Annotated in this window: 10 protein-coding genes; all 10 read right to left on the reverse strand. The window is 45.8% G+C overall.

What is annotated here, in order from left to right; translation table 11 throughout:
- Positions 1-66: 66 nt before the first annotated feature.
- Positions 67-1,179 (reverse strand): sodium ion-translocating decarboxylase subunit beta, encoded by a 1,113-nt coding sequence (locus tag BM243_RS07755; protein WP_074911808.1) that lies wholly within the window; start codon positions 1,177-1,179, stop codon positions 67-69.
- Between the two features lie 8 nt (positions 1,180-1,187).
- Positions 1,188-1,532 (reverse strand): biotin/lipoyl-containing protein, encoded by a 345-nt coding sequence (locus BM243_RS07760; protein ID WP_074911809.1) that lies wholly within the window; start codon positions 1,530-1,532, stop codon positions 1,188-1,190.
- Between the two features lie 16 nt (positions 1,533-1,548).
- Positions 1,549-1,830 (reverse strand): OadG family transporter subunit, encoded by a 282-nt coding sequence (locus BM243_RS07765; protein ID WP_074911810.1) that lies wholly within the window; start codon positions 1,828-1,830, stop codon positions 1,549-1,551.
- 8 nt (positions 1,831-1,838) lie between these two features.
- Positions 1,839-3,257, reverse strand: coding sequence for a pyruvate carboxylase subunit B (locus BM243_RS07770; RefSeq protein WP_074911811.1), 1,419 nt, complete (start codon positions 3,255-3,257; stop codon positions 1,839-1,841).
- A 163-nt stretch (positions 3,258-3,420) separates the two neighbouring features.
- A complete protein-coding gene (ttdB, locus tag BM243_RS07775) occupies positions 3,421-4,029 on the reverse strand; it encodes a L(+)-tartrate dehydratase subunit beta (protein ID WP_074911812.1) in 609 nt (202 codons plus the stop codon).
- Positions 4,026-4,925, reverse strand: a complete 900-nt coding sequence (gene ttdA / locus BM243_RS07780; protein WP_074911813.1) for a L(+)-tartrate dehydratase subunit alpha — start codon at positions 4,923-4,925, stop codon at positions 4,026-4,028. Before ttdA ends, ttdB begins: the two co-directional genes overlap by 4 nt.
- An 83-nt stretch (positions 4,926-5,008) precedes the next feature.
- The gene (locus BM243_RS07785) at positions 5,009-6,283 is read right to left on the reverse strand and encodes an SLC13 family permease (RefSeq protein ID WP_074911814.1); all 1,275 of its coding nucleotides are present in this window, start codon (positions 6,281-6,283) and stop codon (positions 5,009-5,011) included.
- Between the two features lie 250 nt (positions 6,284-6,533).
- Positions 6,534-7,607, reverse strand: a complete 1,074-nt coding sequence (locus BM243_RS07790; protein WP_074911815.1) for an AraC family transcriptional regulator — start codon at positions 7,605-7,607, stop codon at positions 6,534-6,536.
- A 188-nt stretch (positions 7,608-7,795) separates the two neighbouring features.
- The gene (locus BM243_RS07795) at positions 7,796-8,449 is read right to left on the reverse strand and encodes a TetR/AcrR family transcriptional regulator (RefSeq protein ID WP_074911816.1); all 654 of its coding nucleotides are present in this window, start codon (positions 8,447-8,449) and stop codon (positions 7,796-7,798) included.
- Complete coding sequence (locus BM243_RS07800; RefSeq protein ID WP_074911817.1) at positions 8,449-12,228, reverse strand: efflux RND transporter permease subunit; 3,780 nt, start codon at positions 12,226-12,228, stop codon at positions 8,449-8,451. Before BM243_RS07800 ends, BM243_RS07795 begins: the two co-directional genes overlap by 1 nt.
- Positions 12,229-12,853 lie beyond the last annotated feature (625 nt).

Here is a 12,853-nt window from a genome sequence, read left to right on the forward strand (position 1 = left end):
TTTTCTTATGAAAGTCAAACAGTAGGAGCCAAAGTAGAAACCGCTCCGGATGTTTGATTCTTTTCACTACCCAAAGAAATTGAGAAGCACTCCGGCTGCAATGGCAGAGCCGATGACACCCGCCACATTGGGACCCATGGCATGCATGAGAAGGAAGTTTGATGGATCCTCTTCCTGGCCTACCTTCTGGACCACTCTCGCAGCCATAGGTACGGCAGAGACACCCGCAGCACCGATCATGGGGTTGATCTGTCCCTTGGTCACCTTGCACATGAGCTTTCCAAAGAGGACGCCACCGGCGGTGCCGATGGAGAAGGCGATGAGTCCTAAGGCGATGATGCCCAGGGTCTTAGGATTGAGCAGGGTCTCCGCATCGGCTTTTGCCCCTACGGTGAGTCCGATGAGGATGGTCACAGTGTACATGATGGCATTCTTTGCCACTTCCACCAAGTTTGGTACAATGCCCACTTCCTTGATGAGGTTTCCGAACATCAGCATACCGATGAGTGGCGCTGCGCTAGGCACCAGAAGGATCACCACTACAGTGACCACGATGGGGAAGAGGATCTTCTCCAGTCTGGATACCGGTCTCAGCTGCTTCATCTTGATCTGACGCTCTTCCTTGGTGGTCAGAAGTTTAATGATGGGCGGCTGAATCACAGGTACCAGAGCCATGTAGGAGTAGGCAGCCAGAGCGATGGGTCCCAGCATATGGTCCGCCAGCTGACTGGTGAGATAGATGGCCGTAGGACCGTCCGCACCACCGATGATCCCGATGGAAGCAGCTTCCAGAGCGGTGTACCCAAGCAGGATGGCACCCAGGAAGGCGAAGAAGATGCCCAGCTGGGCAGCGGCACCCAGGAGCATGCTCTTGGGGTTTGCGATGAGGGGACCAAAGTCTGTGGAGGCACCCACACCGAGGAAAATAAGGGAAGGATAAATGCCGTACTCAATGCCCATATAGAGGAGCTTCAGAAGGCCCCCGGTCTCCATGAGACCGTTCTTTGGCAGGTTCACCAGAAGCATACCAAAGGCAATGGGAATGAGGAGATAAGGTTCATATTTCTTATAGATGGCCAGGTACAGGAAAAACAGCGACAGGCCGATCATAATGAGGGCTTTGCCGTCCAAAGCCATGATCCCGCTGGCGGCAAAGAATTCTTTCAGTATTTCTAACATCTTGTCACCTACTTTGCAGCAATGGTGAGGAGCAGCGCACCGCTATCCACGACCTGTCCGTCTTTTGCGGATACAGAGGATACGGTTCCGTCAAATGGGGAGACGATCTCATTTTCCAGCTTCATGGCTTCCAGAATGGCCAGGATCTGACCCTTCTTCACCACAGAGCCCGCCTGAACCTTCATGGACAGGATGGTTCCCTGGATGGGGGCTTCGATCTTCTCATCGGCACTGCTGCCGGAGGAAACAGGCGCTGCAGGAGCAGCCTTCACACTGGCTGTTTCGTTGGCGGAAGCTTCTTCCACTGTGACCTCATATACTTTTCCGTTGACTGTAATCTTATATGTTTTCATGTTCGATTCTCTCCTCTTATCCGATTCTTTTTATGGATTTGATTTTTACATTGCCCTGGAACTCTTCTTTGGCAAGAGCTGCTGCGGTGAGCATAGCCACCATTCTCTCTTCTTCGTCATTTTCCACTGCAGCGGGGGCTGCAGAAGGTGCTGCGCTTTTCTTCTGTCCCAGGTCCTGTGGCAGGAACTTGAAGGAATAGATGATGAGCTGCAGAAGAACGAGAATGAGAAAGACCACCAGCATGGCAAAGATGGACATGGTGACGCCATCACTGAACTGGAAATTTTCTATGTTCATGGTTGATCCTACCTTTCTATAATCATCTCAAACTCCACCACTTCAGTTTTTTCTGTGGCTGCTGAGACGGGCTTCTTTGCTTCTGTTGCTTCTTTCGGCTTCAGAACCGCCTGCTGGGGGTTCATGATATAGGAGAGCACTTCCTCTTCCAGAGCTTCTCTTCCGAGCTTCTCTTCCATTTCCTTTTTGGACTCTTCATAGACTGGAGGCATAGAAGAGATCTCGCCTCTTTCTTCCACCACTTCATCCTTCAGAATCTTCTTTCTGATGTCCTCATCCACCGGTGCAGGAGACTTTCCGTAGCCGCCTCTTAAGTAGACCTTGATCTCATTGGGGATCATCTTATAGCGCTCCCCGCTGATGACGTTTAATACCGCCTGGGTGCCCACCATCTGAGACAGAGGGGTCACCAGTGGCGGATATCCCATGTCCTTACGGACCTTGGGGATCTCCTTCAGCACTTCCGTGAACTTGTGGAACATCTTCTGGTCCTGAAGCTGGCTCATGAGGTTGCTGAGCATTCCGCCAGGCACTTCGTACTGGAGAATCTTCGGATTCACCACGAGAGCTCTTGCCTTGTAGAGACCATTATCGATGTATTTCTGAGCGATTTTGTCCGCCAGCTCATAGGCGGCATCCAGAGCCTCTTCGTTGTAGTCCACCTCGATGCCCATGTTCTTGGCCGTTTCGATGATGGTTTCCCCGGCAATGTGGCTGGTGCCTCCGGAGAAAGGAGAGATCACGGTATCCACCATATCCGCTCCTGCCTCCATGGCCCGGAGCATCACCAGATGGGTGAGACCTGCGGTGGTATGGCTGTGGACATTGATGGGAAGATCCGTCACAGCTTTCAGTGCTTTCACCAGGCTGTAGGCGGCGTCAGGCATGAGGATGCCGGCCATGTCCTTGATGCAGATGGAGTCTGCGCCAAGATCCGCCATCTTCTTCACCAGGTCCACGAAGTATGCCTCGGTGTGCACCGGGCTCACGGTGTAGCTGATGGCCGCCTGGCAGTGACCGCCGTACTTCTTGATGAACTTCATGGAGTATTCGATGTTCCGAAGATCATTGAGGGCATCAAAAACTCGGATGATGTCGATGCCGTTTTCGATGGCAAGGCGGATGAACCGCTCCAGGGTGTCGTTGTCATAATGGCGGTAGCCTACGAGGTTCTGACCACGCAGCAGCATGGACAGCTTGGTGTTCTTGGCTGCCTTTCGGATTTCCCTTAGGATCTCCCAGGGGTTTTCAGAAAGAAAGCGCAGAGATGCGTCAAAGGTGGCGCCACCCCACACTTCCATGGCATTGTATCCCACTTTGTCCAGGGCTTCCACCAGAGCGATGATGTCTTCTTTGGCCATTCTCGTGGCCAGAAGGCTCTGATTTCCATCCCGGACTGTTAAGTCATTCAATAAGACTTTCGTCATGCAAAGTCCCTCCTACTATTTGAGTTTTGGTTTCCATCTGAAGACTCTACATCCCTTAGATGGATAAAATTATAGCAATCTATATCAGTATAAACGATTACATTCTCAAGCACAACTTCTTCCACATAGGAAAAGGCTTGCAAAAAACAAGCCTTACTGAAGATTATTTTATGAATCTGACTTCTTTAGCAATGGATTCGTAAACTTCATCCTTTTTTCTGTTAAATTCTACTTTATTGTTCTCAAAAATATTATTTCCTTCAGTGTCGATGGATACAATGAGCGGTCCAAATTCTGTTACTTCAGACACCCATAAGGATTCTGGCATTCCTAAATCTGTCCAGTGAACTTCTTTGATACGATCCACTTTTCTTGCTGCATATACTGCATTTCCAGCAGGATAGACCAAATGAAGCGCTTTATGTTCTTTGCATCCTTCTTCCGTATTCTTTCCCATGCCACCTTTTCCGACAATAAGCTTGACGCCTGTCTGTTCGATGAACTCTTTCTCAAACTTCTCCATTCTCATACTGGTGGTGGGTCCGATGGAAATCATTTCATACTCATCATTTCCATGATCTTTCACAATAGGACCAGCATGAAAAATTGCAAGTCCATGCAAATCAACTGGAAGTGCAATTCCTTCCTCAATGAGCCGTCTATGGGCAACATCTCGGCATGTGACAATGGTTCCAGAAATGTAGATGATATCGCCGATTCTAATATCTTTAATATCCTCTGAGCTGATTGGTGTGTTTAGTACTTTTTTCATAGTGTTACCCCCTGGTGAGTTGGCATGGTATAGTTCAGATCTCGATCTATAACAATGAGACCTCTTCTATGTGACCAGCACCCTGTGTTCACTGCAACACCGATGGTCGATGGATGTCTTGCTGTATTCACTACATTGACCCCCATGACTGACTTCAGTCCTTTTAGACCTTGTGGTCCAAGTCCTATAGAGTTGATGCCATCTTCCAGAAGCTTTTCCAGTTTCGCTGCATTGGCATTCTCATTTTGACTGCCTACAGGTCTCATCAGTGCCATCTTGCTGTTCATGGCAGCTGTCTCCACAGATGTCCCAACACCTACGCCCACCAGAAGAGGTGGGCATGCATTGATTCCATAGCTAGTCATACGGTCAAGCACAAACTTCACGACCCCCTCATACCCTTCTCCAGGCATCAGTACCGTTGCAACTCCAGGCAGTGAACATCCGCCACCCGCCATATAGGTGTAGATTTCTACCTGATCGCTGTCTTCTTCAATTTCCCAGAATATACTTGGGGTTCCTTTACCAATATTCTTCTTTGTATTGTATTCATCAAAGGTCTCCACAGAATTATGTCTCAGTGGTGTTTCCATCGTAGATTTATAGGTAGCATCTCTCAAGATCTTGTTCAGTTGTCCAATGAGCGGGAAATTCTCACCACACTTAATGAAAAACTGAAGAACGCCTGTATCCTGACAGGAAGGTCTCTTAAACTCATAAGCAAGCTTCTGGTTTTCTTCCATGGTGCTGTAGATGATTTTGGCCAGTTCATTGGTTTCTTCTTCTCTCAGCTCTTTCAGCTTTTCTTCCACATCATCAGGCAACTTATAACTTACCAAGGAAATGAACTGGGACATGATCTCAGTCAATTTCTTTGAATCCTCAATTTTATTCATATAAACTCCTTTAAAACATCTTTTGGTCTTCAGTGACCTTGATAGAAATGTTAATTGATCTTCTGTCTCTTCTTATCTGAACTTTATGGATAGAAAGGGAAAAGTATTGGAAGCAGAATGGCTGCAACAACTAAGGAGACAAGAATCAAAGGACTTCCAGCCTTCACATAATCTCTGAACTTGTATCCACCGATGCCATACACCATTGTATTGGCAGGCATACCAATTGGCGTCGCATATGCCATGGATCCGCCAATAACAGTTGCCATCAGCACTGCTCTGGGGTCCGCACCCATGGAGTTTGCGATAGATAAACTGATTGGGACAAGAAGGGCTGTGGTTGCAGTGTTCGACATGAAATTTGTCATTACAGCAGATAAGACCAATACTACAATGAGAAGCAAGAATGGAGATGGATCGCTACCTAAAGTATTCACAATGGTATCCGCAATGAGCGCACCCGCTCCAGACTGATCCAGTGCTTTTGCTAAGGCTAAAGACCCCACAAACAGAAAAATTGTGTGCATATCGATGGACTTCATTGCTTTCTTCTCGCTGATGACCCCGGAGATGACAAGGGATAAAGCACCAATCCAGGCGGACACATAAAGCTTTATGCCAAGCTGATCTTCAAAAATCATGGCCAGTACAGTCAGAACAAGAATAATCAGAGACAAGTACTGTTTCCATTCTGGAACAGTAGAATAATCATCCTGCTTCGCAAATACAGAGTCACTGTCCAGCTCCTGATCCTTGTGGTTTGGCAGAAGCTTGTACCCGATGGTAGCCATAAATAGAATTCCTGCCATTAATATCGGTAATCCAACTTTTGCATACTCAAAGAATCCAAACTTAAGTCCAATCTCCTCCAAAGCAGACTGCGCTATCATGTTGCCAGGAGCTCCAATAAGGCTTAGATTGCCTCCCATGGCTGCAGCAAGAACCAGTGGAATCATAAGCTTGGATCTGGCAAACCCCGATTTAGCTGAGATTCCGATAAGTACAGGAATGAGTACTGCTGCAGTTCCTGTATTGGAAAGGACACCTGACATGAGACCTGTAATGGTCATAACTGCAACAATGAGCTGTCTTTCTGTCTTCGCAAACTTCGTCACCAGTCCCCCAACCTTTTGAGCCATACCTGTGTCGAAGAATGCAGCACCGACAATAAACATCCCCATGAAAAGAAGCACATTGCCATCCACGAACCCTGAGAATGCATCCTTAGGTTCCAAAACGCCTGTCAAAGTCAGACCAATGGCCACCGTCATGGCAGTAATTGATAGAGGTAACTTCTCCCATGCAAACATAACAACTGCAAAAACTAGAAATAGTAAAGTGATGATACTAGAACTCATATAATACCCCCATAAATTTTATCAAGACGTCTCAAAAAGTATTCTAGTGGAATGAAAACAATTACTCTATCCAATTTTTTGTTATTTTTATATCAATTATAACTTTCTAAGGTGATAATTTTCATAATGACCCTTACAGTAAAGTCAAAAAAATACCCAGATATCATCTCAGCAAAAGCCCATGATACCTGGGATATCAAATATACACAAGTCGCACTTCTTGTTTGTTCCTAAAAAATTAGGATAGGCATTATTTTAGTTTATCTATTTTTTCTGCCAGTTTATCAAATCTATTCCGCAGCTGCGCAATCTCCAGTGTTACCTCCTGAAGAATCTCTTCCTGGAGTTTTGAATCGTCAATTTTCTCCTGTTCTTGTAACAGATTCTTCTCAAAATCCGGACCGGAAGACTTCTTGGAGGAGCCATTTAAGATTTCTCGCAATGTTTCAAGCTCAACATAGATTTTATCATTGCTTGATCCCTGCTTTTGTGAATGCACAAGACTCTTTCTATATTCCGAAGGCGATTTGCCAAACCTCTCCTTAAATGCGGTGTTAAAGGACTTCACATCAGAGAATCCATTATTGAAGGAAATATCTGAAATACGTTCTTTTGTACTCGTCAAAGAATAGATTGCTTCTCTCATTCTGACTCTGGTGAGGTACTCATAATAGTTGATGCCTAAATCCTGCTTGATTATTTGAGAGATATAGCTTTTGTTGTATCCCGTCACTTCTTGAAGAACTTCCAACGTGATTTTTTCTCTAAAATGATTGTTGATATAGTCTATGATTTTAATAATCTTCTCATTTCCAGATGTCGTCAAGGCATCATAGGTCTCATCTGGATGGGGAGGGAAATGGATGAAAAGATCCGCAATAATACTATGAAAGAGAGATTCATAAATGATTTCCTCGCTTTTTGATTTGAGCTCCATATAAGACGTCATCTGAATCATTTTATGCCTGATTTCGTCAAAAAACTCTTTCTTGCCATGGCGGGTCATTTCCAAAGAATTTAGGTGAAAGATCGGCTGCTCTTTAAACCAGTGCGAAAAATACTCTGGACTGAAATGCAGCACCATGGCAATGGAATCAGGCTTCCTCGCCATGGTTGCATGGCCAATATTAGAGTTGATCAGCATCACATCTTTTTCCTTCATCACATAACTTTCCCCATGTATGTTGACTTCGATCTCACCTTCTAAAAGTGTGATAAGTTCTACGTCCCTATGCCAGTTATACTTATAATAAGTGATATAGTATGCATACTGCTTTAGCGTGAGATTCGATCGCTTATTTTTATATATGACATGCGCTTTCATAAATTGCTCCTCCCGACGGATCCATTTGTGTTATTTCTTAACATTGTACAATTGCTCATCCTGATTTACAAATTAAATTAAGATGAAACAACTCCACCTCAAAAGAAGTGGAGTCATTCACTGATTTCTATTCTGATGCTTCATCAAGGATTTCGCTGTGATAAAGCCCTACCTAGAGGATTCTTTCTCTATGCCAATGTTTTCAACATAAGGCGAACCGTTCTTTCATGGAGACGTTTTATCATCTCCTCGCTGTTTTCAAGGCTCAGATCAGGCTCCACCTTGATCCCACAATGGATGGATTTCAAAGGCAGCAGTTCATGCACAAAAGCGCTGAAAAATCCGAGAACAGTCATTTTTAAATCCATTAAGGTAAGATCTGCTGCAACGCTGCCCTCATTTTTTCCGATCAGCATCGCTCTTTCCAGTTCCCTCATGGTCACTGCATCCATCTTCTCCATCATGAAGGGATCCATATAGTGCCCCTTATCTGATTTTGCCTGATGCTCTGACATCGCGAGAAGAAATATTCCAGTGAATCTTTTTTCCAGGCTGTCTTCCAAGTAGATGAGAGCCTTCTCCAGAATCCCTTTGAAAGTATTCGCCTCAAAGACAAACTGGACCATATTTTTGAAGTTTTCACTCATATGATAGGTAAGGGCTTCTCTGATGATTTCTTCTTTGCTGGAAAAGTACTCATAGGCGGTACTTTTCCCCATACCGGATGCTTCGGCAATCTCCGCCACCTTCAGCTCATGAATGGGTCTTCCCTCCTGCAGCAGATTCATCACCCCTTCAAAGATGAGAATCTGCTTTGGGGAATACTGTATCTGTTCATCCATTAGGAAGACACCTCCTCGGAATTTTCACTCTTCAAGGAGTTCCTCTTTTTCACGCGGACAAAGAGATCATAAAGTACCGGTACCACAAAGAGTGTCAGGAGTGTCGCATAGGTAAGGCCTCCCACCGTAACCACAGCCATGGGCTGCATCATTTCTGCTCCGCTTCCATAGCCTAAAGCAAGAGTCGTCAGAGCGAGAATAGTGGTCAGTGCTGTCATGATGATGGGTCGGATTCTGGTGGCGCCAGTTCTTAAAATGGCTTCACGCTTCTCTATCCCTCTCTCTCTAAGCTGATTGACGTAGTCCACAAACACAATACCATTATTTACCACCACACCTGCCAGAACAAGGAACCCGAGCATCGCAATGATGGACAGCTCCATGCCAGCAATGTAGAGAAGAAGAAGACCTCCTGTGAAGGCTAGGGGCAGTGTGAACAGCACTATAAACGGTGATAGAAGGTTCTGGAACTGAGCCACCATGATGAGATAGATGAACACCACAGCAAGGGTGATCATGATCACGAGATCTCCTAAAGTATCATTGATGGTCTCATTTTCTCCTTCAAAGGTAATCTTATATCCTTCAGGCACTTCAAATGATGCAAACTTCTCTTCCACTTCTCTGCCCACAAGACCGATGTTGTAGCCGTCTTTAATGCTTGCCGATACGGTCATGTATCTGCTCTGATTCTCTCGGCTGATGGACTGTACACTTTCTGTCACTTCCACAGTGGCAATATCTTTCAGTATGACCGTCTTTTCTGAACCGTCTCTTTGCTGCACCACCATAGAAAGATCTCCCACGGTGTTTCTATTAAGACCTTCCTGTATAGGCTTCAGAAGCACCACCGGATAGCTGGCGCCCATTTCTGTCAGCTGCGTCGCCGTCATTTCCTGGCTCAGCGCTTTGGATACTTCTGCAAAGACCTGGGCTACTGTAAGACCTTCTCGAATGGCCTTCACTTTATCCACAGTGATTCTGATTTCTTCCCCTGCATCTTCCAAGCCCGTGGTCACATCTTCTGTTCCTTCTGTTTCAGATAAGACTTTCGCCACATCTTTGGCAAGGACTGCCATCTCATCTGGATCAAATCCTTCCACCTTCACCTGAATACCGCTGCCACCGAAGGCTGAGATGTCCATGTTGCTGGCGCTCACGGACATTTCTCCCCCAAGATCCTCTGTATTCTCATAAATCAGCTGCTCCACCTCTTTATTGCTGAGGCTTCGTTCATCCTTCAATAAGATGTAGAAGGTGCTGGCGTCTCCATTATTTGTACCTCCGCCGCCGCCGAATCCCATGAAGCCACTGCCGCCTCTCATGACACCCACAGTCTCAACTGCATCTATGGAAAGGATTCTTTCTACGATATCGTCATTGAGAGCATTCACCTCATCGGTTTCAAGACCTTCCGACGCCTCGTAGGAAGCGCTCATCTGAGGAGAGTCCACTTCTGGAATGAATGCTGTGCCCATGGTGGTCGTCAGGTAGATGCTAAGACCGAGCAGTCCCACAGCAAAAAGCACCACAATCATCTTATACTTCAGGGCGATTCCCAGCAGCTTCTCATACCTTTGCACAGTTTTATCAAACCACTTGTGTTCTTTTTCCGAGGTGGTCTTCAGCATGGTGGCTCCCATGGAGGGCACCAGTGTAAGGGCTACAATAAGACTTGCGATGAGGCTGTATCCGATGGTAAGCCCCATATCCGTAAAGAGCTGTCGAGAGATTCCTTCGGTAAACACAATGGGAAGAAATACGCTGACCGTGGTGAGGGTGGATGCAAAAATCGCTCCTGCCACTTCGTTGGCTCCAGTGATGGCCGCTTCCTTCGCTGGCATTCCTTCTTTTCTCAGTCTGTAAATATTCTCAATGACAACGATACTGTTGTCCACCAGCATTCCTACACCCAAAGCAAGTCCTGAAAGGGAGATGACGTTGAGCGTGACATTGCTGAAGTACATGAGCACCACAGCAAAGGTCAGACTGATGGGAATACTTAAAGCAATGACAAAGGTTGGTTTCAGATCCCGAAGGAAAAGAATCAGCACCAGAATGGCCAGAATTCCACCAAAAAGAAGATTCTCCATGACGCTGCTGGTGGTCATATCAATATACTCTCCCTGGTCCATCATGGGCGTGATGGAGAGATTCTCATGAAGCCCTTCCAGCTTTTCAATCTCACTGTGAATGAGATCAGAAACCTCTGCCGTGGAGGATGTGCTTTGCTTCTGGAAGGTTAAGAGCACACCATTGTTTCCGTTGATTTTTGTATAGATCTCATCGGAGTTGTCTCTTTTCTCCACCTCAGCCACTTCATTCAGCTTGATGTCTCCGATGGGCTCCATGCTGAAGACCACAAGGTCCCTGATGTCCACAGGTTTTTCAAATGCGTCCCCAACTTTCACAAGGATCTGTCCATCTCCCTCTTCAATGTACCCTGCAGGCATACTGAAGTTCTGGGCCATGAGTATATTCTTCACCATTTCTTCTGTGAGGATTCCTGTAAGATCCGCACTTTCCAGTGCCTGCTTTTTTGCATCCTCAAATGCGGCAAGGCCTTTCTCCAGTTCTGTTTTTCCTGTGGCCATCTGCACTTCTGCTTTTGCCAGCTCAACAGCCATGGTGATCTTTCCGGCTTCCAGCTGCTCCGCGGCAGCCTTGGACTGATTGAGGCCTTTCTGAAGCTCCGGCTTCATGGCGCTTAAAGTCATCTGACGGACATTCAGACTGGAAAGTTCCAGTTCTACTGCCACCAGGGTCTTCACCGCTTCCTGCACCTGGTCCGAAAGTCCAGAAATCATCTCTTCTGTCATCCCTTCCATAGCTTCAGGTGCGCCCGACTCCATGGAAGATAAAATCAGCTGAAGATCTTCCAGTGTCAGGTTTTCTGTTCCTTCAGGAAAGAGAGCCGTGAAGATGGCATTCATATCAAGGACGCTTCTCAGCTGATCTCTAGTGGCCTCTAGAGCAGCTTTCTCAGCGGTAAGCTTTGCTTCTTCTGCTAAGAGTGCATTCAGATTGGCCATGGCGCTGGAAAGTTCCACACTGGCTTTGGCCACCTGTTCTTTCTGGTTCTGAGATTCGGCAGCTAAGGTTTTCTGTCCGCTCTCAAGGCTGGTCATGGCATTTTTCAGTTCCGTCTCATTTTTTGCAAGTTCCGCCAGAAGGTGATTCTTCACCCGCTCATTGAGTACTGCAATCTTCTCGGGAAGAAGACTCACTTCAAGCTGTGACGCTACAAGACCACTGCCTGTTACCGCAGCTACACCGTCAAGCCGCTCAAAAGAGGGCATGATCTCTTCTTCTGTAAAGGCAGAAAGCTCGTCTAAACTCATCCCCTCCACATCTACACTGGCTACAACAATAGGAAGCATATCCGGACTGATTCTCATGAGAATCGGCGTACCGATGCCTTCCTCCAGTCTTGCTTTCACCTGATCAAGGCTTCCGGAAAGCTCAATCATCACGCTGTCCATATTGGTGCCTTGCACAAATTCCAGGAAAATCAAACTGGAATTTTCACTGGAGGTGGAGTTCATGCTGCTTAATCCGCTGGAAGTGCCAAGGGCTGCCTCCAGGGGTCTTGTGACCAGCTGTTCCACCTTTTCAGGACTAGCTCCAGGATAGGGTGTGATTACCACCACAAAGGGCAGATCCAGAGATGGCAGAAGATCTGTCTTCATCCCCAGAAAGGAAATAACACCCAGAAGGATGGTCAGAATCACCGCCACCACAACGGTATATGGTTTCTTTACACTGTATTTTGAAATCACTTCAGGTCCTCCTCATTCAACCGACCGAACGGTCGGTCGGAAATCTTGCTTCATTCTACCACCACCCAAAACCCCTGTAAACAAAGAAATTCTTAGACTTTCCTTAACTTGTCTCCAGGAAGAAGTACAATCCTCAAGTTCAGCTATGTCATTGTTTTTCTGCTTCTTTTATTTGCTTCCATAGTCTTTTCTCCTAAGACAAACTGTAATACTCTACTTTTCTTCTCAAAAAATAAAGTCCATTTATGACATATGTTGTTTTTTTAATACGGGTAAGGGGTATCTATTTCACTTTTTCTTCTTCTGTCTCTATAAAAAAATAGAAAACCTGATATTACCGCACTGTTTCAGACAACACCTTCAAATTCTCATAAACGAAACTAAAAATGACCCGGATCCACCTTCAGATAAAAGCTGCTTCTGTAAAATTCCAACGAATTTAAAGTGTGTATTCTTCAGATTTCTAAAATACATCCATCTTTTTGCCAATATGAAAAATGAATATCATAATTTTATACCCTGTTGTTTTTTTAAATCCTCATTTCTGACCCTTGTCAGAAATCACATTTGTGAAACACAAAACCATTCTTTTTTAATTCGTTTTCATGCATCTAATCACAAAAAT

This window comes from Proteiniclasticum ruminis (assembly GCF_900115135.1).
Classification (GTDB): domain Bacteria; phylum Bacillota; class Clostridia; order Clostridiales; family Clostridiaceae; genus Proteiniclasticum; species Proteiniclasticum ruminis_A.

Coding starts and splice junctions, on each gene's coding strand:
- BM243_RS07755 (WP_074911808.1), bottom strand. CDS start 1,179: ATGTTAGAAATACTGAAAGAATTCTTTGCCGCCAGCGGGATCATGGCT.
- BM243_RS07760 (WP_074911809.1), bottom strand. CDS start 1,532: ATGAAAACATATAAGATTACAGTCAACGGAAAAGTATATGAGGTCACA.
- BM243_RS07765 (WP_074911810.1), bottom strand. CDS start 1,830: ATGAACATAGAAAATTTCCAGTTCAGTGATGGCGTCACCATGTCCATC.
- BM243_RS07770 (WP_074911811.1), bottom strand. CDS start 3,257: ATGACGAAAGTCTTATTGAATGACTTAACAGTCCGGGATGGAAATCAG.
- ttdB (WP_074911812.1), bottom strand. CDS start 4,029: ATGAAAAAAGTACTAAACACACCAATCAGCTCAGAGGATATTAAAGAT.
- ttdA (WP_074911813.1), bottom strand. CDS start 4,925: ATGAATAAAATTGAGGATTCAAAGAAATTGACTGAGATCATGTCCCAG.
- BM243_RS07785 (WP_074911814.1), bottom strand. CDS start 6,283: ATGAGTTCTAGTATCATCACTTTACTATTTCTAGTTTTTGCAGTTGTT.
- BM243_RS07790 (WP_074911815.1), bottom strand. CDS start 7,607: ATGAAAGCGCATGTCATATATAAAAATAAGCGATCGAATCTCACGCTA.
- BM243_RS07795 (WP_074911816.1), bottom strand. CDS start 8,449: ATGGATGAACAGATACAGTATTCCCCAAAGCAGATTCTCATCTTTGAA.